Below are 21774 nucleotides of genomic sequence, written 5' to 3'. Positions count from 1 at the left end.
ACTTTTATGCCAAGTATAAGCCTTCGCAACCAGCTATTTGTTGCACTTACCGGATCTAAAGCTTGGGTAAGGTTGAGTGGGGTAGATCAATACCCAATGTGTGAAGAGATACGACAAGTAATTAACAATGGTAATACTTTTACCGCTAATATTCAGTCCCTAATAACAACTTTAAATGCCTGGGAAGAGATGTCCAAAAGCACAAACTTCAAAGACGGCTAAAAAATCGGTGTTGCTAGATTCGCATAATGGATGATGATACCATCCTAGAAGGAGCGGTGGAAGCCGCAGTCTTTCTTCAAGAGAGCAGCTAAATTTCTTTGCCCTAACTTAGAGCGATTGTCCAAGGTTTTTCAGATCGTGGAAAACCATAAGGAGAAATCCCAATGAACTACGACATCAAAGACAAAACCATTTTGGTTACGGGCGCAAATCGCGGCATCGGCAAGGCGATAGTTGAGTCGTTTATTGAACACGGAGCCACCAAAGTCTATGCGGCTGTTCGTCAGCTCAACAGTGTCTCCTCATTGGTTGAACAATACGGCTTACGGGTAGTACCAATTCAAGTTGATTTAGGCGATCCCCAATCTATTGTTGCTGCTGCTCAAACTGCCCCAGATGTGCAAATAGTTGTCAATAATGCAGGAGTCTTTCAAGCTGGAACTCCCCTAGCTGAGGATGCGATCGCCGCTCTCGAATTTCAGATGAAGATCAATGTATATGGATTGATCTACATGGCTCAGGCGTTTGCCCCGGTACTCAAAGCCAATGGAGGTGGTGTCTTTGCCCAAATCAATTCTGTTGCTTCGCTCAAAGGTTTCCCCGACTCTGGTACTTACTGTGCCTCAAAAGCTGCGGCCTATTCAATCACCCAGGCATTACGAGAACTATTGAGTGAGCAGGACACGCTTGTGCTAAGTGTTCACCCTGGCCCGATTGCTACGGATATGAGCGATGCGGCAGGAATGAGTGAGGTTGCACAGCCACCAAGACTTGTGGCAGACGGGATAATAAAAGCTCTCAAAGCTGGGGATTTTCACGTCTTTCCTGACTCGGTGGCTAAACAAATGGGCGATGCTTATAAAAGCTTTGCCCAAAATGTCGTTGAGGTGTCATCAAGTTAACTATATTGCAGGGTCATGAAGTTGGGTGTAGGGGGTAGGGTGCAGGGTGTAGTGAAGACGGCATTGGTAGGGCTTGAAACCTTGGGCCTTTGCAATCGCCTTAAAAGACGGGGCTTTTACCCAAGGGTTGTTGGGGCTATTTTCCTCTACACCCCACACCCTATACCCCACACCCGCCCCAGCGGGGCTTGGTAACGCTCTAGACAAGGAAATCTGGGTGTTAAACAGCAAGCCCAAACTCTTCTCGATTGATGAACAAACCAATCACAGTATCATGCATCAAATCTATTTAAAATAGGAAATCACAATACTGAATTTATCACAGCGATATGGCGCGAATCTTATACTATGCACAGCGTTCACCTTACGCTCGGAAAGTGAGAATTGTCCTGGCAGAGAAGCAGCTACCTTACGAACCCAAAGAAACAGACATTAACAATAAATCTCCAGAATTCTTAAGTTTATCTCCCATTGGGAAAGTTCCGGTATTGGTGGATGAAAATGACCTCGTTTTTTGGGATTCAACGTTGATTGTGGAGTATCTAGACGAGACTTATCCTCAGCCGGGTTTTTATCCTAGCAATCGCATTGAGCGTTTGTATTGTCGTCAGGGAGAAGAGTTAGCAGACAGTTTGATAGACAATGTTGTGGGATTGTGGTACGAAACCCGTAAAGGAAATCAAGCTGATTTTGGCACCCAAGCTAAATATCAGTCCAGCATTAATCGCCTTTTAAGTGTTTTTGAGCAAAAGTTGACTAACTCAGCCTATTTATTAAATGAAACTCTAAGTGCTGTTGATGTGGCAGCTATATCAGGGTTGGGTTACTACAGCCTCAGATTTGGCAATAATTGGCAGCAAGAGTATCCTAAATTGAGGCAATGGTTTGAGGTATTGCACCAACGTAAGTCGGTTGACTCTACCATGCCAAAAGCATAAAGCAATTTAGCTTACTTTAATTGACTTTCAGTTTTTGGCGTTGCATAAATGCGGGTTGATTTAGCCAAATACAGGTATTCCTCTATACTTTAGATAATGAAGTAACAATCGACCTACAAACTGCTTGGATCATGAGGCGATTGAGTTATTCAAGTTCAGGTAGACAAAGTTTTGCGTAGGCGTAGCCCGTCGTAGACATCGCTACTTGTCCCTAGATCAACACTTCCCACGGTAAATGCTAAATTTTATTTAGCCACCCAGCAGGAGTTTTCTTTTTCTTATGTGGTTCTGGTCTGGCGATTCAGTAGAACAAGAATTATTTGATTTGTACGCTCCCGCCCTGCAATCGCTCGGCGTAAATTTCAGTGACGAGCAACTCCAAGACACCCTAGAAGCATCCAGCTATTGTTTAGAAGATGCTTTCAGGAGCGCGATTGTTTATATACTCTGGCTCGAAGAAAACCTAAAGCCGATCTACCCGACTGCGATACTAATCGAGGCACTGGCAAATCAATGGCGCACCAAGTACTGGAAGCCGGAGTATTTAGAACTTGAACAGTTGCTTTCCCGTGGAAAGCGCTGGTGGAGGGCAGCAGTGGATAAGTGGGGTTACGACGAGCGTAATCAACTGGTTGCAGACATATTTTACGACCGCGGGCAGGAATTTATTAAGTTCCGAAATGGTAAAGAAATTTTAGTTGACACTGCTTATAAGTGGGGATGGGATCGAGTCGCAGATTATGCATCCCCGTTCTTAGAAAGTAATCGATCGCTGCGCGGTATCAATGCAAGGGAATCTTGATCTACACCTTCCACAAGTAATTTCCAGTCACAGAATCATTATCACTGTAGTATTATAAGCCTTAAGAGATTTGTTAGTTTCGTTCCTGAGTAGTATTGAATATCGGGAGAATGAGTAACCTTATCTACAACGAAACCAATTTTCATTCCAGATGTATAGGTGACTCCGGAACGGGTAGTTTGTTCAATGCGAATTTCATACTCAACAGGTTGCCCTGGTTGAAGCCAAGAATCAAAGCGATCGCCCAAATTGATCTGATAAGCATCGGCCCAGTGAGGATAGGGTCGATGTGGAACAAGTGGGTAAGACATCTCGCTGACTTTGGAGTTGTTCTGGGACAAAATAATTGTCAATTTAACCGTTTTTAACTCGCCCAGAAGCTTACCTTCATCTAAAAGAGTAAAATTGCGGGGATCGGGGAAGCGATCAAATCCTTTAAATTTAAAACGTCCTAAACGTTTAGGGTGAATACCTCCAGTAATTGCAATTTCGGTTTGGTTTTGCGAATTATTAAGTTTATATTCCAATGTGCCTGGAATATAAAATTGCAATTTCCCCGATTCAGTAATTTCAGCTTTTAGCGGAGGATCTCCTAAATCTTGTGGGCGTTTAACAGTTTGCCAAGACACTTTAAAAGAACTTTGGACGGTTTCTAATAAACGATAACTATCTCGGACATCCGAACCAGTACCAAGTAGACTCCGTAGTCCCGTTTTTTTCGACAAATTTTTCTTGATCAGCCCAATGCTTCGATCGACTAACAGGCTAACGCGATTGCTATAACTAATTTGTTCTTGAGAAATTTCTCTACCCTTGACTAACAATACTTGACCGTAACTACCAGGTTCCCCATCTCTACCGTTGCGTCCCGGTTGACCAATAAGGCCATTCTCACAAGTAAAATTTCTCTGCTGTGATAGACCAATATATTTCCAGCCATAGCGGTAGTTTGGATCTAAATTTGGAAGCTGCTGGGGTCGATTTTGTTGTTCGTCATAGAATGCATCACCCGAACAGCGAAATAATTCTCTTTTAATTTCTTTCCACTCGGCATTAGCTACATTGATTTGTTGCACCATCAATGCCCAAGTGCAATAATTTACAGTCCAGCGCGGTTGAGTACAGTTACATCCACTACCTGCTTGTCCGCCCTTTCCTGCAACACCTGCCCTCCCGCCCCGATTGCGTAACACCACATTTTTGAGTTGAGATAATGACTCAAAGTAAACAGTAGCATTACCGCCATGACCGCCATGACCGCCATGACCACCATTACCACCATTACCGCCTTTGGCACCGCATACATTCGCTGTCACATTCTGGGGCTGTTGGCATCCAGAAGCTTGTTCGCCAGAAATAGCAGATTCTCCCGCTTCGCCATCCGTACCGGAGAGGTCAATCGTTTGTAGTTGTTCGCTAGCGCGAATTATTTGCTTGGTAGCAGAGTTCCCATCTCGTCCAGACCGACCATCTACACCATTTCTACCAGCTTGTCCAAAAGTTTGTACTTCAGCAGCAACAACATTGACAGGCAGACTGTTAATAATTGTTGCCAGAAGGCATAGTTTGAGAATGTACTGAAGCGGCTGATTAATATTCACACAAGTCAAATAAATTAAATAAAACTTTCTGTCCCTAGTTATAGCGATACTAAATAAACTTCTTCAACAAGTAAAACGCCAGCTAAATATTACACGCCTCCACAACTATTACCAGTATTAAAGACTAGTTAACTATCAATCAGGTTACAAGCTTTTTATTATTTAGCAATTAACCTAATAAAACTTCATTCTCAAACTCAAATTTTTTGCAAAAACTTAAAAATTTTACAAACCTTTACAAAGATAGCCCTCAAACTACGACGAACGCTACTCATTCCACTTCACCAGCGTCCCATCCACACAAACGATACCCCACTGCGGAAACTTCGCCAATATATGGCGTTCTTCGATAGCAGCGATCGCTTCGGTGTACTCTTTTGGGTAAGTCCGTTCACTCGATTCAGACACAATTGCGGCATTTAAATCGGTGTTGTTGACCAAAAGCCTTTCACCATCAGGAAAAGTCACAATCTGCTGTGAATTATTCGGCGCGTCCCAAGAGAAATGCAATCGCCTCTAAAAAAATTTAGACAATCGAAATCATCATGGCACACAGAATATGATTGCCACACTTTCTCTTCAAGAAGCCCAATTGGATGATCCAAGGGAGAAAATTCTCTTACCTCCAACCGACCCCAACGCAGAGGTCATGGAAATCCCTGGATACAAACTCGTGTATACCAATGGAGCCTACCCAAATCCGAATAAAGAGATTGAAATGGGAAACCTAAGCGTATCGGCTCAAAAATAATGTAGTGATAAATCAGATTAGCGGCGATCGCCCCATTTTATTTGAATCCAATTCTCAACACAGTGATGACTTTAGTTTGTCACAGATGGTTGCTCTGATTGCTGATACATTCGGTATTCACATCAAGCCACACTATCAAGATACATTAAAGAAAAATCTTTTAACTCGCATCCGGGCGCTGGGATTATGCTCACTCAATGATTACTATCAGTTCTTGGTGGCAAGAAATCAATTAGTTCCTGGTGCGACAGAGTGGCAAGAACTAATCTCTTTACTCACTGTCACTGAAACTTATTTTTTTCGGGATCAGGGGCAGATGTCGCTGCTCAAAAATCAGCTGCTCCCAGAGTTAATCGGGCGCAAACGGGAGCTTGGTTTAACTCAGTGCAACGCTGCTAATGGAGAATTTTATCGGCCGACATTACGGCTTTGGAGTGCCGGGTGTTCGACTGGTGAAGAAGCTTACTCACTTGCGATTCTGGTGAAGGAACTAATCCATGACAATCAGACATGGGACATTCTAATTTTAGGCACAGATATTAATCAACCCGCGATCGCACTGGCTCAACAAGCAATTTACAGCGATTGGTCTTTTCGGACAACCACTCCAGAAATCAAAAATCGCTACTTTCGATCCTACAAACAAGGTTGGAAAATCGATCCTGCTATTCAAGCAATGGTGACGTTTCAACCTGGAAACCTGATGCAGGATAACTATCCGGCTTACGCGTCCAGCATTCACGATTTCGATTTGATTATTTGCCGCAATGTGTTTATTTATTTTGACTTCAACGCGATCGCACAAGTTATAGACAAGTTTTACTGCTCTCTGACACCAGGAGGATTTCTCCTCACAGGCCACACGGAATTACACGGACAAACAATTGAACCGTTTCAAGTCAAAAATTTTCCGCAATCTGTGGTTTATCAAAAGCATACTTCACTAGACGAGCATAGCAAAGTCTTAAATACAATAACACCTGTTGCCATTAAGAGCAGGGAAACCGAAATTTCTTCTCCCTCTCTCCCAAGCTTGGGAACGGGGTTCGACGTGAGCGCAAACACTAAAACTCTTTTAGATGCAGCCAAGGAATCGCTAATTCAAGAAGCTTATGCCGATGTCATTCAAATAGCGGAACAACTGATTGCTGTTGCCCCCCAGCACTTTCAGGCATATTGTTTGATGGCAGAAGCTTACGCGAATTTTGGCGATTACTCCCAGGCGAATCAGGCGTGTCAGCAGGCACTCCAGATCGATCCATTGGCGATCGAACCCTATCATTTGTTGGCTCAAATTGCCGAAGAGCAAGGAGATTGCTACAGTGCAAAATTATTCTTAAAACGTATTATTTATCTCGCTCCTAATTCTGTTACTGCTCACCTGGAATTGGGTTCTATATACGAACGAGAGGGAAATGAAAAACAGGCTCAAAAAACCTGGCGATCGCTTCTAGAAATTTTGCAAAATCTACCCCAACAAGCGATCGATTCCCATAACCAGCAAACCACTGCTGAACTAAAAGCACACGTTCTTAAGCACTTAAATTCAACTAGTTATGAGCCATGAATCTTATTTAATCTTTAATCTCAATCACTCACGTTATGGCATTCCGGCTACAGCCGTGCAAGAACTCTTCTTTCTGCCAGAAGTGACTGTGATCGCGGAAACTCCCAGCACAATTTTAGGCGTAATTAACTTGCGAACGAAGTTTCTGGCCGTGATGGATTTATATCACCGTTTAGAACAAGCACGTCCCCCTTTTCAATTGACTGACAGCATGATTGTCCTGGAGTGGCAAACTCAACGAATCGGAATCATCGTCAATCAAGTGGATAGCGTGCAAGCGATCGCACCCGATCGGATCGCTGCCAATGTTTGCGATCAATCAAAAGAGAGTTTGCCGGATAGATTGGTGACTGGCATTGCCAACGTTGAGGAGGGCATCGTTACATTGCTCAATCCCGAACTGTTGGTGCAACACGCCTTTATAGAGACTGTTTTCAATCTAAATTCTGATTTTAACAACGGCTCAGTCAATGACGCACTAAAACATTCCTCTGATTCAGCGCTAAATCAGGGCTTATACGATCGTTTCGATTCGCAGGAGCGACAGATTTTGCAAGAGCGAACTGAAGCTCTCCGATGTTCGATTAATGAGGAGGATTCAACATCGCTTTTGCCTCTAGCGGTTGTGGGGTTAGGGGGTGAGTACTTTGGGTTTGGCTTGGAAACGGTGCATGAGTTTACTGAGATTCACAAGATTACCCCGATTCCCTGCTGTCCGCCGCACATTGTTGGCAACATCAACTTGCGGGGCGAAATTGTCACCTTAATTAACATCAATAATGTGGTCGATCTGCCCATGAATGGGGTGCGATTGCATCAGCAAGCCGTTGTCGTGCGTTTGGATCAACGAGTGGCGGGCATTGCCGTGGATGACATTTTTGATGTGACGTATATCCATCCCTCCCAAATGACCACGGCTCCAATTGCCCTGAATTCTGCCAAGGACGACTATCTCCAGGGTGTCGCACCTTATCGCGATCGGATGATGAGCATCATCAATTTGTCTAAATTGCTCACTTCAGAGGTGTTAGTTGTCAATGAAGAAGTCTAACGCTTATAGATATAGGATTAGGTTTCGTTCCAATAAAGCCAAGCAGATTATCGATGAGATTCAAAGCAAACTGGCAGAGATAACGCAGCCGAGAAACTACAGAATAAAGTCCGATCGCAAAGATTACAAATGATAGAAATATTGGGAAATCCTTGAACTCATTCACTCACAAGAGATAACAAGATGCAAAGTAAGCGAAATTGGAAACTGAGATACTGGATTATGGGCAGCTATGCGGTTCCCATTCTGGCGTTGGTAATTTCTGCGGGGCTGATATTTATGAATATCAACCTGGTGAGTCAGCGAGCGCAAGATTTAGTTTCTTCCTATAACGTTAATTCAGCGATTAATGCCCTTGCCACGAATGTACAAAGAGGTTCTAAGTCAGTTCGGGGCTATTTGTTAGAAAAAAATCAGACATCCTTTGACGAATACCAAAAATCTCAAAGAAGCTTCAACGAGCTTTTGTCAAAGCTAATGTCGCTTGCCAGAACAGACCAAGAGCGACAGTCATTAACCAGGCTAGAGGGGCTGCTAAATAATTTAATGGTTGTCGAGGATGATTTGATTGGCAAAGTGAATCAAAGCAAGGTTCAGGAAGCTATTGAAACCTGGAGTAACGAAAATGCCCGCAGTATGGTTGATGACCTGACAAGTGCGATCGATGAAGTTCAGCGCCGAGAAGACCAGAATGTGATTGTGGCTGCCAAGCAACAGCAAGCAGCGCTTGATAGACTCAAGCTAACCATCCTGTCCGCGACTGGATTTTCCTTGCTGTTGTCGGTTTTGACTGGCATCTGGATAATTAGCCGCACTGCTCAACGGATAAATCAATCAGCCAGTGCGATCGCCACCTCGACGGCTGAAATTGCCGCCACAATCGAGCAACAAGAGCGCACTGCCAACCAACAGGCAGTCTCGGTCAGCGAAACCACCACTACAATGGACGAACTCAGCGCCTCTGCCCAACAGTCTGCCCAGCAAGCATCCACTGCCTCAACCAGTGCTCAACAGGTCTTAAATTTGGCAGATCAAGGCAATCAATCACTGAACCGCACCCTGGAAGGAATGGCAGCCTTGAGCCACAGAGTCAGTGCGGTAGCAGACCAGATGCTTCGTCTGAACGAACAAACAAAGCAAATTGGCAGTATTTCCGGGTTGGTGAGTGACTTGGCAAATCAAACCAATATGCTAGCGCTAAATGCGGCAGTAGAGGCAGTCCGCGCCGGGGAACAAGGCAAGGGCTTTGCAGTCGTCGCCGCCGAAATTCGCAAACTGGCAGACCAGAGCAAGAAATCGGCTGAAAAAATTAATGTGCTGGTCAATGATATTCAATCCGCCATCAACTCAACCGTTGTGATGACAGATGAAAGTACAAAAACTGCTCAACAGGGGGCGGCAATAACTAAGCAGACGGTGGAGGTCTTTACCAGTGTTACCGAGTCCGTCAACCGGATGGTGTTGAATATTCAGCAAATCTCGCTAAACGCTAGCCAGCAATCCACTGCGGTTCAGCAAATTTTACAGGCAATGAATGCACTTAATAGCTCTGCTAGAGAAACAGCCATCGGCATCAGTCAGACTCGCATTAGCACTCACCAACTCAATGATGCAGCCGACAAATTACAGAGTGTTGTGTAATCAATCAGAGGCGGGGGGCAGGGGGAAATGACCCCTTCCTCCTGCTGTGAAGCTTACTAGTTTTTTAGAGTTACAGCGTAACGATGCAACAAAGGTGCAGGTCGATGCAACAAAGGTGCAGGTCGATGCAACAAAGGTGCAGGTCGATGCAACAAAGGTGCAGGTCGATGCAACAAAGGTGCAGGTCGATGCAACAAAGGTGCAGGTCGATGCAACGAAGGTACAGGTCGATGCAACAAAGGTGCAGGTCGATGCAACAAAGGTGCAGGTCGATGCAACAAAGGCGCAGATCAAGAGACTTGTGTGTACACCGTAGCTTTATGGGGTCAATCTAAAATCCAAAATTGTGTGATGGCAATATCTGGAAATCCTTGAACTCGTTCACTCACAAAAGATAACAACAATATGGAAAGCAAGCGATCGCCATTCAACAAATTGTCTCTGCCATGAATGACCTGAATATTGCTGCGCGTGAAACTACCAGTGGCATTAGCCAGATCCGCTCTGGTACTAAACAACTAAACGAGTCAGCGCAAGCACTCAAGGCAACCATTTAATGAAGAGGAAAAGGGGCAGGGAGCAGGGAGCAGAGGGGAATGGAAAAAGAACCAATTAAAGACTTGGAAGTATACAAAATGAGCTTTGATGTCGCCATGAAAATCTTTGAACCGTCAAAGAAGTTTCCTGGGTATGAAGCCCCGTCCTTCTTTGTCCGCTTGAACTGGGGCGGAGTACAAGCTCTGTCTCAGTTTTTCCCCCAGCAAAGTGCCCCCTGCTCCCTTGCCTCTTTTGACAACCGAGTTCTAGGCATTCTACTACCCACAATCAAAAATCCATCCCCCAGCAAAGTGCCCCCTAACCCCTGAGATAACACCATGATGATCGATGATGAAGAACTGAGAGACGTTTTCAAAGTAGCCAGCGAAGAACATCTGCAAAACCTGGATGATGGATTACTGCATCTGGAAAACCATCCCGACGATCTGGCTGTCCTGGAAGCCTTGATGCGAGAGGCGCATTCACTCAAAGGCGATGCCAATATGCTAGGAATCAAAGATATAGGCACTCTGGCACATCAAATTGAGCATGTTTTGACTCAACTCAAGCAACAAGAAAACCCTGCGTCCTCGTTGGGCAATGGTACAACAGACTCACCCTATGAACGCCTCGCTCATGCGATCGCCGCTATCCGCAAACTCGTTCATGAAGCCGTCACCGGAGAACCTGCCAGGGTTGATACCTTTTCTGTTCTGGCCGAATTGATGGGAGCGCAACCGGGAAAAAGGGAAGATAACTCAATTCAGGAACCAGAAGTCAACAGTATTGAAGTCATAAATACAGTAAAAAACAATACTGTTGATAAGAATCAACAGCCAAAGGAAAACGGAGCAATCCAAAATCCAAAATCCAAAATCGTTCGACTGAGCGCAGCCGAAGTCCAAAATCCAAAATCCCCCACCAATAGCTACCGCATCGAAACCATCCGCGTTGGCACTCGCCACCTAGATACATTGATGACGCAAGCCGGGGAGTTAACTGTAACCAAAATTCGGATTGCTCATCGGCTGGGAGAAATTGAGGCGATCGCCAATCTGTGGGAAGAATGGAATCGAGATTTATTCACTAATCGGTTTGCGTTCAGCCGAGAGCAACAAGGTGATGTCGCCCTGCAACGTCTAGAAACTTTTCATCATCACTCTGAAAAACGATTAGAGCAATTGGGCCATTTGGTGAAAACCTTGCAGAGTTCCCTTTCAGAAGACACAACCCGACTGGAACAACTAAGTAGCGATCTAGAAGAGGGGATTCGTACCCTGCGATTGCTACCCTTTGCAACGATTTTCAACCTCTTTCCTCGGATGGTGCGCGATCTGGCGCAGCAGCAGGGAAAATTGGTGGAGTTGATCCTAGAAGGCAAAGACACCCTTGCCGACAAACGCCTGTTGGAAGAAATGAAAGATCCGCTAATGCACATCCTGCGGAATGCGATCGATCACGGGATTGAGCCACCACAGGAACGGGAACGGCTAGGAAAACCAACAACGGCAACGATTCGGCTCAGGGCTTACCAGACTCCCACTAACATTGTGCTGGAAATCAGTGATGATGGCAGGGGACTTGACCTGGATAAAATCAAACAAATAGCGGTGAAACGGGGCATTTGCGGGGAGGAAGAATCGGCAGCAATGACTCCCAGCCAGATCCAAGCGTTGATCTTCGCACCGGGGTTTTCAACAGCCCCCCTGGTGACAGAAGTCTCAGGACGGGGTGTGGGGTTGGATGTGGTGCAAACCAATGTCGAGAAATTGAAAGGTACGATTGAGGTAGAATCGTTTCCCGGACTGGGATGTACACTGCGCGTCAATCTCAGTATCACCTTGGCAACCGCCCATGTCTTGATTGTGCAAGTGAACCAAACGCCCTATGCCATCCCAGTGGAGTTTGTGCAAACCGCCTGTTTGATCAAGTCAGAAGAGATTTTTCCCTTGGAGGGACGTGACACAATAATTCGGGATGGCCAACCCATTTCGATTGTGCAGTTGGCCGATCTATTAGAACTGCCCCCGATGCCATCTGGATTAACTCAAGAAACGGCACTTTCCTGTATTATTCTTCAGGTTGGGCAAGCACAACTGGGTGTAGTGGTAGATGCCTTAGTGGATGAGCAAGATGTAGTAATTAAACCCCAAAGTCAGTTACTTAAACGAGTCCGCAATGTTTCTGGAGCAACAATTTTAGGTACTGGAGATGTGTGTATGGTGCTGAATCCCCAGGATTTGGTAAAGTCAGCCCGATCGCGATCGCAGTCCATTTCTTCTACCCAAACTCGTCAACTTGCACCCACAAAACCAACCGTCTTATTAGTCGAAGATTCTATTGCCACACGCACGCAAGAAAAGCGGATTTTAGAAACCGCAGGCTATCAAGTAATTACTGCTGTGGATGGTTTGGATGGATTGAACAAACTGCGATCGCACACCGTTGATGCCGTTGTTAGCGATGTACAAATGCCAAATCTCGATGGCTTAGGGTTAACTGCCAAAATCCGCCAATATCAAGAATATAGCGAACTTCCAATTATCCTGGTTACTTCCCTTGCCAGCGATGAAGATAAACGTCGGGGTGCGGAAGCCGGAGCCAATGCCTACATTATCAAAGGCAGCTTTAATCAAGAAGCCTTGCTGTCAACCCTCAAACGGTTAGTGTAGAGGTTTTCAGATGAATGAACAATAATTATCTCGTAAAAATCTCAACTTATAGCAACAGCCAAGGTGATTAGGACATCAACAGATGATAAAACTTAGACACAAAAAGACTTTTCACCCAGTCCCCAGTCCCCAGTCCCCAGTCCCCAGCCCCCAGTCCCCAGTCCCTTGCTATACTGTCAATTGATGAAAAACTCTGCCCCGATTCGCGTCTTTCTGGTGGAGGATTCGCTCGTCGCCTTAACCATCCTCAAGCGGATTCTGGCGAGTTCCCCGGAAGTGGATGTGGTGGGAACTGCTCCCAATGGTGTAGAAGCATTGGAGCGAATTCCAGCCGCACAGCCCCAGGTAATCTGCACTGATTTACACATGCCCAAAATGGATGGACTGGAACTAACCCGCCGGATTATGGCAGACTATCCCCGCCCCATTCTAGTAATCAGCACCTCCGTCAACACTCAAGAAGATTCCCGTAATGTTTTTAAACTGCTGCAAGCGGGTGCTTTGGATGTTTTTCCCAAACCCAGCATTGACTCACTTTCAGACTATGAACAGGTTAAGCACGAATTAATCAACCGGATCAAAGTTCTGGCAGGGGTTACAGTCTTTACTCGCCACACTTCCCGAACTGCGACGGTAGAACCTAGAACGCATCCTGTTAGCCCTAAAAAAAAGCCAGAACTATTTAGCCCAAAACCTGTCAGTAACTCGCAATTCCCCATTCGTAATTCCCCGTTCTCCCTGCCTAAAGTCGTGGCGATCGGAGCCTCCACAGGCGGCCCCCAGGCATTGTACACGATTCTAAAACAACTGCCTGCAAACTTTCCCGTACCCATTCTGTGCGTCCAACATATCAGCGAAGGATTTCTGCAAGGACTGGTAGATTGGCTAGCAGCAGAATGTTTCCTGCGCGTGACGATCGCCCAACCGGGAGAATTTCCCAAACCGGGTACTGTCTACTTTGCTCCCGAACGACAACACCTGCAACTCGACACTCAAGGGCGATTAACCACCGTCAGCACCCCTGCCGTTTCCGGGCATCGTCCCTCCGTTACAGCTTTGTTTCAAGCCGTTGCCACCTGCTACCCACGCTCGGCGGTTGGTATTTTGCTGACTGGCATGGGACGAGATGGCGCAGATGGATTACAAGCGATCGCCCAAGCCGGAGGCACTACCATTGCCCAGGATGAACAAACCTGCGTTGTCTTCGGAATGCCCAAAGAAGCGATCGCTCTGGGAGCCGCCCAACATATTTTGGCGATCGGCGAAATTGCTCCCATGCTATTGAATCGAATCTGCTACATCAACTCTAAACATTCTTAGACATCTTTTGTCCATTTGACGTTTTATCTCTGTGTAATATCTAGGAGCCAATAAATTTTCGTACAGCTTCGCGCAATTGTTCAGCATCAAAAGGTTTGATCAGATATTCTGTTGCACCCGCCAGATGACCCTTCACCCGGTCGAAGGGGGAATCTTGAGAAGTCACCATAATCACAGGCAAATGCTGAAATTGCGGCAGGCTCCGCACCGTGCGGCAAAACTCCAACCCGTTTACATCCGGCATCTGCACATCCAATAGCAAGACTGAAATCGGTTGATGATAAATGATCGACAGGGCATCAAGTGCGTTAGCGGCTGTTATTACTTGATAGCCCGGTTCTAACGCTCGTTTAATCATTTGATGAATCACAGGGCTGTCATCAAGCGCGAGAACAATCGGTGAGCTTGTCGTACCATTAGACATACTTTACAAGTCGATGAGTTTATCATCGTTGGCGTTTAGCCTAGCATTCCCAAAGTAAGACTTGAACAATTGATATTTTGATAATTTTATACACACTTCAAGTACTTTTAACCAGAGGCTCAACCGGAATTTGAATCCAGAACTCGCTGCCTTTTCCAAGTTCTGAGGAGCATTTTAAAATGCCGCCATGTTTTTCAACCACAATTTGATAGCTGATGGACAGCCCCAGCCCGGTTCCCTTACCGATGGGTTTGGTCGTAAAGAATGGATTGAACAGTTTTTGCTGGGTTGTTTCTGTCATCCCAGATCCGTTATCTCGAATCCGAATCACTACACTATCTGCGTGGGAGGGTTGGGATAGATCAGAACTACCCGATTTTTCTCTACTAATGAGTTCTGTTTGAATGGTAATGATCGGATTAGGCGTTTCATCTAAGGCATCGACCGCGTTACCCAAAAGATTCATAAATACTTGATTCAATTGCCCCGCATAACAATCAACAGGCGGTAAATTTTCGTATGCTTTAATCACCTGAATCTCAAACTTGGCACTAGTTAATTTCAAGCGACTCTTCAAAATTAACAACGTGTTGTCAATCCCTTCATGGATATTTACAGGTTTCATCTCGGCTTCATCCAGGCGCGAGAAGTTCCGCAGAGACAGGACAATTTGCCGAATTCGTTCTCCACCCATTTGCATCGACGACAATAGATTAGGCAAATCTTGCATTAAGAAATCAAGATCGATGGACTCTATCTTTTCCTGAATAGCATCAGTTCCATTGGGATAGGTTGCCTGATAAAGATGCAATAGTTCCAGCAAATCCCGAACATAGTTGGTTGCATAAGCAATATTACCGTTAATAAAGTTGACTGGGTTGTTGATTTCGTGGGCAACTCCGGCCACCAATTGTCCCAGGCTCGACATCTTCTCTTGCTGTACCAGTTGCATTTGGGTTTGCTGTAACTGGCTCAGGGCGTTTCCTAAATAGGTGGCTTGAGTTTGAGCGGCAAAGGCGGTTGCTCGTGTTTGGGCAAGTAGTTCTGCCTGATCGAGAGCGATCGCTACTTGATCGGTGACAGCTTTGAGTAACCGGACTTCGCTATCAGTCCATTGGCGCGAACCGCGACAGTGATGGCAAATAATAGCACCCAATTGACCAGAATGGGTTCTCAGTGGCAGCAACAGCACCGAGGTTACTGTCAGTTGATGCAGTAGGGCGCGATCCTCCGGGGTGAGTGCCTCTGAGGTAGTAGAAACATCCTCAATCCTTAGCATATCTAGATTTAAGATAGTTTCTGCCAGAACTGAGCCTGGACTAAGGGAAAGTTCCCCCAACGCCATTTGAATCTCTGGGTTAGTCGCTTCGTGAGTCACCATAAAGTTGAACCGATCTTTGTTGGGCAGACACCACACAAAGTCACAGCGATCAACTTGCAACAGAGTATGAATCTCATTTACTGCCGTTTGTAAAATCGTGTCCAGATCCAGAGAATTACGGATTTGATTTGCCAGATTAAACAGAATTGAATCTTGTTGACCAACCAATTCCTGAGTAATCAATTGCTGTTTTAGTTGTTTGATTTCCGGGATCATTTGACGCAGCTTCGTGGTGTTGCGCTTTAGCTCCAATTGCGCTATTACTTGGTGGCTGAGTGTCTGCAATCCTTTCCGTTGTTTCTGGCTCAGATCGCGCGCTTCAAAGTCCATGACGCAGAGTGTACCCAGGACACAACCACCAGTTGTTACCAGGGGGACTCCGGCATAAAATCGGATATTAGGAGCATTTATAACGAAGGGATTGGTGGCAAAGCGGGGATCAGCCAAGGTATCTGGAATCACAAATACATCTGACTGGCGAATGGTGTAGTTACAAAACGTGAGGTCTCGTCGAATTTCTGTTAATGTGATTCCCACCTTAGACTTAACCAACTGGCGCTCGGCTCCGATAAAACTCACCAGTGCCATTGGAGTTTGGCACAGATCGGCCGCCAGTGCTGTCAAGTCATCTAATGCCCGATCCGGTACAGTATCCAAACCCTGAAACTGATACACTGCTTTGAGGCGTGTCAGTTCGCTGGTGCAGGGCATCGTTGTGCAGGGGAGCATGGAATCAAGTAATAAATCAGGGATTTTCATAGTTTTTTTTTATATTTGGGTGCGATCGCTAATTTGACAGCGAAACAGGTGCATTTGCAATCGCTACTCTAAGTTTTTCTGAAGCTTTAGATTTCATAAACTCTTATTTGGTAGCAATATTTTAAATCAAATTATGAATGCGAGTTCAAGTATAACGCCGTTCACTTCGATGCTGTTAATGGCAGGTGGATTGTAAAACTTATCCAGCCCTGACTGCTTGTGACTTCAATTGTGCCTTGGAGATATTGCACTAGCTTTTTCACCAAAGTTAACCTCTAATCCTGTACCACTATTTTGTCCAATTTCGCTTTGAGTCATTTGGGAAGACGAGTCAAAAATGAAAGTGTTTTAGTGTTGGAGGTTCTGGAGTTGGAAATACTATCAGAATGCAACAAAGAAGCAATGCCACAATGCTGTAAGTGATTCTACAAAATAAAATTTTGACTAAAAAGCCTTGTTCGGTAAGGAGAAACAAAGCATTAGTGAGACCCGAAACACTGACAACGATACCAGTATGATCGATCGTAATTGATCTCCGCTTTTTAGTTGAATTGAGACTAAATTAGTACATTTGACCTAATCATTCAAGCCTTAATTGAGGTTATGGAGAATAGAAAAAACGTAAAAATTTTATAGGTTAAAGCTTCAAAACACAACTATTCCAAGCTGGACAGAATTTCTTCAGTTAGCGATCGCGCTTACCAAGATACTGCTTGCTCCGTAAGGGGAAAATTGGGAGTGCGATCGCATCATCGGTGGTTTCCGCCAGAACCGCTAAAAACTTCAGGAACGGGGTTGTCAAATATTAAAAAACGCTTATAGTAATCAAAACTCAAGGTCTTATACTACAAACGGTTATAGTGGGATAATTCCTCTTAATCCTACAAAAAAATTTATTAGTTATTAGTTATCAGTTATAGCAATCCTAAATCATTTGTAAAATTCTCTGTTTCTTTTCTTGGCGCTCTTGGCGACTTGGCGGTTCGATAGTTTTCACAACTCAAATAGGATTGCTATATCAGTTATCAGTTATCAACCGCGATAACTGTTTACTGTTTACTGTTAAACACCGCACCATCAGGACTAATCACCCGAAATTGCCAGGAATAGCTATCAATATAAAACACCTCCAAAGCAGAACCATTGATGCTGACGAAGTGGTGAACTGTGGTTTTCGTTATGGCGCGGGGGGAACAACAGTTGTACTTTGGTGGGGATTAGACAATCAGCGATCGCTTGCTTGCTTCGTAGTACACTGGTACTATGCCAAAAATTAAAGAGTGCGTAGGCATTAGTCACTTCATCTGAAAGTTAATTTTTAGGTAAAAGGTATTACCTTTTTACCTTTTTGCTTGGCGAAAGCAGCATACATCATATTCAATTGCGGCAGCAATGAAAAAATTGTTGGTTTGCTTGATATTTTGTTAAGTCGTATCGGTGTCGCTCCTTATCTAAAAAGAAAATGAAAAATCGCTTGGTAATATCATGTCCGGCTAATTAGTTATAATTCCCTTTCTCTATGCATAAAGCCCAAAAACCCCTTTCCTCTGCCCCTCTGCGGTCTTAATGATAAGTCTTTAACCGGACATGATATAAAACTAGTTGATAAAATTTGGCTCAAGCACAGTTAGAACTTAAGGGGTGGACATCTCTAATTTTGATGGAACAACACAAAGCGTTACCGTATTCTGTACCTAATAAATCAAGCCAAGGTAGAGAACTAAATGTAAGTTAATGAAGCAGTATGTTGCTTTATTGCTGCAACATCTTCAACAGAACCTCTGGGCTGTCCATTTTATCCATTACAACCTCAATAAAAGCAAGTTGGTCACGGTTTTGTTGAGCTGTTTGCAATGCTTCGTCTAACTGGGATTCGGTACTAACTTTAATTCCCCAGCCATTGCCAGCGAAAACCTTAGGGAGCTGATGATAATTCCAAGGTTGAATGTCGTTATATGGCATACGTTCACCGTGAATATCACGCTCTATAGTATATCCATCATTGTTGAGCAAAAAAATAATCGGTTTTAGATTATGGCGTAAGATGGTTGAAAGTTCTTGTGCAGTCATTTGGAAAGACCCGTCACCAACCAGTAGGATAGAGCGACGTTGTGATGCGGCGATGGCACAACCAAGTAATGAACCAACAGAGTAACCAATCGATCCCCAAAGTACTTGCCCAACGAAAGTAGCTCCTTTTGGTAAAGGAACGATAGAGGCACCAAACAAACAAGTTCCAGTCTCAGCAACAATAATGTCATCTTCTTGAAGAAAATGAGCAAATCTATGCCAAAAATACTGCTGCGTAATCGGTGCCGAAGAGCCGCCAACGATAGGCTCTATAAAACCAGCATCTAAATTCTCTGTTGCTGATTTGAAGTAAAGCGTTTGAGGATCGCGGTGCTGCAACCGTTGGCTTAAAGCAGAAAGCACATCTGCCATAGCGACATTGTTGTATAAAGCATGTTTAACTTTTACATACTGCCCATGCACTTCAATAGTTTGGCTGGGATCGAGTTTGGCAGAAAACTTGCCTGTGTTGAAATCAGTCATCAAAGCACCGATAGTTAAAACACAATCAGCCTGCTCAATACGTTTTCTGACAGATTCTTCACTGGCAGCACCATTATATATGCCGATGAATTGGGGGTGGGTTTCTTCTAGCAATCCTTTTCCCATGTTCATCGTGGCATAAGGGTATCCAGTAGCTGTTAGCAATTCTCGCAATTGTTCGTGCAAATGATAGCGAGCTACACCAATATCAGCAAGAATCACAGGTTGGGAAGCTTTTTCCAGTATGTTTACACAGACATCAATTATTTCTGCTATTGTAGCGCCATCACTCTGAAATACAGGGGGTATAAAGAAATCAGACGGTGCAGACACCTCTGCCAGAGCAACATCCATAGGTATGGAAATATAAACAGGTAATTTCTTCAGCAAACAGATACCTAAAACTCTGTCAATTTCCGTTGTTGCATTTTCGTTTGTTAAATATGCTTGAGCCACCGTTACCTGTTGATACATTCGGGCAAATATTGAAAAATCACCAGTACCAAGCGTATGATGGACAAGTGAACCAAGAGCTTGAATTTTAGTTGCAGGAGCACCGGTAATCGCTACAACAGGAACGTGTTCAGCATAAGCGCCAGCGACACCATTAATAGCACTGAGTTCACCAACACCAAACGTAGTTACTAATGCCGCAACACCATTAAGCCGACCATAACCATCGGCAGCATAGGATGCGTTAAGTTCGTTGCAAGTAGGAATTAAATCGATGCCATTGTGGTTAACAATATAGTCGAGAAACTCCATATTGTAGTCTCCAGCAACGCCAAAGATATGCTTGATGCCGATTTGCTCCAGACGAAGCAATAAATAGTCGCTAACAGTGAACTTTGCCATTGTCTTAGCCAAAATTTTACCCCTTTAGGGTATGAAAACTATAACTGAGATACGTATCTCTGAAGTAAGAATAGGATTGTGACTTTTGCCGTTAAGCCTCTCAATAACGTCCGCTTTTTAGTTGAATTGAGACTAGATTAGTACAGTTGACCTAATCATTCAAGCCGGAATTGAAGTCATGGTGAATAGAAAAAATGTGGAATAACTGTTTATTATACTGTGTATCAGTGATTGAAACTGAAACTGTTGTCAGGTATGCCACTTTTTGTTCGCAGTACTCTGGCTGACTTTTCACGGGATGTGGAAAGTCAGAGTTGTGAATCTGGCTTCTAGCGTGCAATATAAAACTGCCCTAGACGAAAGCTGGAGCAGTTTTTGATATAAGTAAATTGTATAAGAGACAATTAATGTTGTCCCCGATTTGTCCATAGTAAATACCATTATATAATACTATTTACCTAATATTTAGTTGCGTTTTGGCTCGTAATTAAGAACAACAATCCCACAGTAAAATGATGTAGCGAGGATGCATTTACCTAAGCGAAAGTGCAACAGTGCGATCCGTCTTACCCGGATATTTGCATTCCACCCAATTCGGCAGACTTGAATTGCCCTGATATTTCCTACCGCAGAGAAGCGAGTGATTCCACCAGACCCGCACGGGTTTGATCGAGATGGGGATGGCGTGGGTTGTGATTGACTATGTAAGTCCTACAAAGGCAACATGATTGCAAATTCAGTTCCTTGATTGAGTGTGGAATTAACCTTCATTGCTCCACCATGCTTTTCTACTACAATTTGATAAGCGATCGCCAATCCCAGTCCAGTACCCTTACCAACTGTTTTCGTTGTGAATAGATAATTAAAAATTTGTTGCCTCACCTCCTCTGTCATGCCAATGCCATTATCAGCAATCCGAATCGTTACATATCCAGGGCTGGACACCTCTGTAAAGATGCTGATTGCTAGGGAATCATTGACTCGCTTGCCCTGCTGCCAAACATCTTCTAAAGCATCTACAGCATTAGCTAAAATATTCATGAACACTTGATTGAGTTGTCCTGGATAGCACTCAACCTTTGGTAAGGAAGCGTATTTTCTAACGACTTTAATTTCAGGTCGCTGTCCCAACCCTTTAAAACGATGTCGCAGGATTAATAATGTATCGTCAAGTCCCTCATGAACATCAAACTTAACCTTTACCGATGTGTCAGTCCGGGCAAAGTTTCGCAGCGACACGGATATTTCTTTAATTCGTTCTGTGCTAGCCTGCATGGAATTGAGGAGCTTGGGTAAATCTTCTAAGAGAAAGTCTAAATCTGTTTGAGCGATCGCATTCTGAATGACAGGCGGTAGTTGGGAATAATTTTCCTGGCATAATTGCAGGACATGAGTGAGATCGGCAATATACTCTTGAGCAGGATGAATATTGCTAACAATGCAGCTAATCGGATTATTCATTTCATGTGCTACACCTGCTACCAATTGACCAAGCATTGAAAGCTTTTCTTGTTGTACCAGTTGCACTTGTGCCTTTTGTAACGCTGTAGTTCGCTCTGTAACCATTTGTTCAAGATTATCGGTCAATTGCTTCAGTTGCAAATGCATTCGCACTCTGGCAATCACTTCTGCTTGTTCAAAGGGTTTGGGAATGTAATCAACGGCTCCTAACGGGACTTAAACAAAAACTAAGCCCAAATAAAGCCTAAACTGGCTTTATAAGCAGCAAACACGTCACGGTTAAGGGTCAACCAATCGAAAAATCGATAAGACATAGCTGTTTTAAAAGCTTCTAAAG

At 44.3% G+C, this 21774-nt stretch carries 20 protein-coding genes; 12 read left to right on the top strand and 8 right to left on the bottom strand.

Going from position 1 to position 21774, the window contains the following annotated elements:
- Positions 1–6: 6 nt before the first annotated feature.
- The 4 genes from AC1F2U_RS25765 (at position 7) to AC1F2U_RS25750 (ending at position 2864) form a co-directional block, all read left to right on the top strand.
- Entirely contained in the window at positions 7–222 is a 216-nt protein-coding gene (locus AC1F2U_RS25765) for a hypothetical protein (protein ID WP_480263674.1), read from the top strand.
- Between the two features lie 164 nt (positions 223–386).
- Complete coding sequence (locus AC1F2U_RS25760; protein WP_480263673.1) at positions 387–1124, top strand: SDR family oxidoreductase; 738 nt, start codon at positions 387–389, stop codon at positions 1122–1124.
- Between the two features lie 329 nt (positions 1125–1453).
- Positions 1454–2062: a glutathione S-transferase family protein gene (locus tag AC1F2U_RS25755; protein ID WP_480263672.1), complete on the top strand. Its 609-nt coding sequence runs from the start codon at positions 1454–1456 to the stop codon at positions 2060–2062.
- Positions 2063–2342: 280 nt separating this feature from the next.
- Positions 2343–2864, top strand: coding sequence for a hypothetical protein (locus tag AC1F2U_RS25750; RefSeq protein WP_480263670.1), 522 nt, complete (start codon positions 2343–2345; stop codon positions 2862–2864).
- 41 nt (positions 2865–2905) lie between these two features.
- Here AC1F2U_RS25750 and AC1F2U_RS25745 read toward each other — a convergent pair whose 3' ends face one another.
- Together AC1F2U_RS25745 and AC1F2U_RS25740 are read right to left on the bottom strand one after the other, a co-directional pair.
- The gene (locus AC1F2U_RS25745; RefSeq protein ID WP_480263669.1) at positions 2906–4465 is read right to left on the bottom strand and encodes a hypothetical protein; all 1560 of its coding nucleotides are present in this window, start codon (positions 4463–4465) and stop codon (positions 2906–2908) included.
- A gap of 267 nt (positions 4466–4732) precedes the next feature.
- The gene (locus AC1F2U_RS25740; RefSeq protein WP_480263668.1) at positions 4733–4933 is read right to left on the bottom strand and encodes a hypothetical protein; all 201 of its coding nucleotides are present in this window, start codon (positions 4931–4933) and stop codon (positions 4733–4735) included.
- Between the two features lie 91 nt (positions 4934–5024).
- Here AC1F2U_RS25740 and AC1F2U_RS25735 point away from each other — a divergent pair, with 91 nt between their 5' ends.
- The 4 genes from AC1F2U_RS25735 to AC1F2U_RS25720 all read left to right on the top strand — a co-directional run bounded on the left by AC1F2U_RS25735 (position 5025) and on the right by AC1F2U_RS25720 (position 9475).
- Positions 5025–5216: a hypothetical protein gene (locus tag AC1F2U_RS25735; RefSeq protein ID WP_480263667.1), complete on the top strand. Its 192-nt coding sequence runs from the start codon at positions 5025–5027 to the stop codon at positions 5214–5216.
- Between the two features lie 4 nt (positions 5217–5220).
- On the top strand, positions 5221–6783 hold the full coding sequence (locus AC1F2U_RS25730; RefSeq protein WP_480263666.1) for a CheR family methyltransferase: 1563 nt from the start codon (positions 5221–5223) through the stop codon (positions 6781–6783).
- Positions 6773–7834: a chemotaxis protein CheW gene (locus AC1F2U_RS25725; protein ID WP_480263665.1), complete on the top strand. Its 1062-nt coding sequence runs from the start codon at positions 6773–6775 to the stop codon at positions 7832–7834. The genes AC1F2U_RS25730 and AC1F2U_RS25725 overlap by 11 nt, the downstream gene beginning before the upstream one ends.
- Before the next feature lie 183 nt (positions 7835–8017).
- A complete protein-coding gene (locus tag AC1F2U_RS25720) occupies positions 8018–9475 on the top strand; it encodes a methyl-accepting chemotaxis protein (RefSeq protein WP_480263664.1) in 1458 nt (485 codons plus the stop codon).
- Positions 9476–9531: 56 nt separating this feature from the next.
- Here the strand turns inward: AC1F2U_RS25720 and AC1F2U_RS25715 are convergent, their stop codons facing one another.
- Together AC1F2U_RS25715 and AC1F2U_RS25710 are read right to left on the bottom strand one after the other, a co-directional pair.
- A complete protein-coding gene (locus tag AC1F2U_RS25715; RefSeq protein WP_480263663.1) occupies positions 9532–9753 on the bottom strand; it encodes a hypothetical protein in 222 nt (73 codons plus the stop codon).
- Between the two features lie 48 nt (positions 9754–9801).
- Positions 9802–9993 (bottom strand): hypothetical protein, encoded by a 192-nt coding sequence (locus AC1F2U_RS25710; RefSeq protein WP_480263662.1) that lies wholly within the window; start codon positions 9991–9993, stop codon positions 9802–9804.
- 78 nt (positions 9994–10071) lie between these two features.
- Between AC1F2U_RS25710 and AC1F2U_RS25705 the strand changes: the two genes are divergently transcribed.
- The 3 genes from AC1F2U_RS25705 to cheB all read left to right on the top strand — a co-directional run bounded on the left by AC1F2U_RS25705 (position 10072) and on the right by cheB (position 14004).
- Positions 10072–10341, top strand: coding sequence for a hypothetical protein (locus AC1F2U_RS25705; protein WP_480263661.1), 270 nt, complete (start codon positions 10072–10074; stop codon positions 10339–10341).
- A gap of 9 nt (positions 10342–10350) precedes the next feature.
- A complete protein-coding gene (locus tag AC1F2U_RS25700; RefSeq protein WP_480263660.1) occupies positions 10351–12684 on the top strand; it encodes a hybrid sensor histidine kinase/response regulator in 2334 nt (777 codons plus the stop codon).
- Between the two features lie 183 nt (positions 12685–12867).
- Positions 12868–14004, top strand: a complete 1137-nt coding sequence (cheB, locus tag AC1F2U_RS25695) for a chemotaxis-specific protein-glutamate methyltransferase CheB (RefSeq protein ID WP_480263659.1) — start codon at positions 12868–12870, stop codon at positions 14002–14004.
- A 40-nt stretch (positions 14005–14044) separates the two neighbouring features.
- On the opposite strand, the gene AC1F2U_RS25690 is transcribed toward cheB, so the two are convergent.
- Together AC1F2U_RS25690 and AC1F2U_RS25685 are read right to left on the bottom strand one after the other, a co-directional pair.
- The gene (locus AC1F2U_RS25690; RefSeq protein WP_335130177.1) at positions 14045–14428 is read right to left on the bottom strand and encodes a response regulator; all 384 of its coding nucleotides are present in this window, start codon (positions 14426–14428) and stop codon (positions 14045–14047) included.
- A 97-nt stretch (positions 14429–14525) separates the two neighbouring features.
- The gene (locus AC1F2U_RS25685) at positions 14526–16568 is read right to left on the bottom strand and encodes a GAF domain-containing sensor histidine kinase (protein ID WP_480263658.1); all 2043 of its coding nucleotides are present in this window, start codon (positions 16566–16568) and stop codon (positions 14526–14528) included.
- A gap of 1010 nt (positions 16569–17578) precedes the next feature.
- On the opposite strand from AC1F2U_RS25685, the gene AC1F2U_RS25680 reads away from it, so the two are divergent.
- Positions 17579–17845: a hypothetical protein gene (locus AC1F2U_RS25680; protein ID WP_480263657.1), complete on the top strand. Its 267-nt coding sequence runs from the start codon at positions 17579–17581 to the stop codon at positions 17843–17845.
- Between the two features lie 475 nt (positions 17846–18320).
- Here AC1F2U_RS25680 and AC1F2U_RS25675 read toward each other — a convergent pair whose 3' ends face one another.
- Entirely contained in the window at positions 18321–19976 is a 1656-nt protein-coding gene (locus AC1F2U_RS25675; protein WP_480263709.1) for an alpha-keto acid decarboxylase family protein, read from the bottom strand.
- 711 nt (positions 19977–20687) lie between these two features.
- On the bottom strand, positions 20688–21542 hold the full coding sequence (locus AC1F2U_RS25670; RefSeq protein WP_480263656.1) for a sensor histidine kinase: 855 nt from the start codon (positions 21540–21542) through the stop codon (positions 20688–20690).
- Between the last annotated feature and the right edge of the window lie 232 nt (positions 21543–21774).

Source organism: Nostoc sp. LEGE 12454 (assembly GCF_056620565.1).
The sequence above is the reverse complement of the archived record's forward strand: the minus strand, read 5'-3'. Positions and strand labels throughout refer to the sequence as shown.

Coding starts and splice junctions, on each gene's coding strand:
- AC1F2U_RS25765 (WP_480263674.1), top strand. CDS start 7: ATGCCAAGTATAAGCCTTCGCAACCAGCTATTTGTTGCACTTACCGGA.
- AC1F2U_RS25760 (WP_480263673.1), top strand. CDS start 387: ATGAACTACGACATCAAAGACAAAACCATTTTGGTTACGGGCGCAAAT.
- AC1F2U_RS25755 (WP_480263672.1), top strand. CDS start 1,454: ATGGCGCGAATCTTATACTATGCACAGCGTTCACCTTACGCTCGGAAA.
- AC1F2U_RS25750 (WP_480263670.1), top strand. CDS start 2,343: ATGTGGTTCTGGTCTGGCGATTCAGTAGAACAAGAATTATTTGATTTG.
- AC1F2U_RS25735 (WP_480263667.1), top strand. CDS start 5,025: ATGATTGCCACACTTTCTCTTCAAGAAGCCCAATTGGATGATCCAAGG.
- AC1F2U_RS25725 (WP_480263665.1), top strand. CDS start 6,773: ATGAGCCATGAATCTTATTTAATCTTTAATCTCAATCACTCACGTTAT.
- AC1F2U_RS25720 (WP_480263664.1), top strand. CDS start 8,018: ATGCAAAGTAAGCGAAATTGGAAACTGAGATACTGGATTATGGGCAGC.
- AC1F2U_RS25705 (WP_480263661.1), top strand. CDS start 10,072: ATGGAAAAAGAACCAATTAAAGACTTGGAAGTATACAAAATGAGCTTT.
- AC1F2U_RS25700 (WP_480263660.1), top strand. CDS start 10,351: ATGATGATCGATGATGAAGAACTGAGAGACGTTTTCAAAGTAGCCAGC.
- cheB (WP_480263659.1), top strand. CDS start 12,868: ATGAAAAACTCTGCCCCGATTCGCGTCTTTCTGGTGGAGGATTCGCTC.
- AC1F2U_RS25690 (WP_335130177.1), bottom strand. CDS start 14,428: ATGTCTAATGGTACGACAAGCTCACCGATTGTTCTCGCGCTTGATGAC.
- AC1F2U_RS25685 (WP_480263658.1), bottom strand. CDS start 16,568: ATGAAAATCCCTGATTTATTACTTGATTCCATGCTCCCCTGCACAACG.
- AC1F2U_RS25675 (WP_480263709.1), bottom strand. CDS start 19,976: ATGGCAAAGTTCACTGTTAGCGACTATTTATTGCTTCGTCTGGAGCAA.
- AC1F2U_RS25670 (WP_480263656.1), bottom strand. CDS start 21,542: ATGGTTACAGAGCGAACTACAGCGTTACAAAAGGCACAAGTGCAACTG.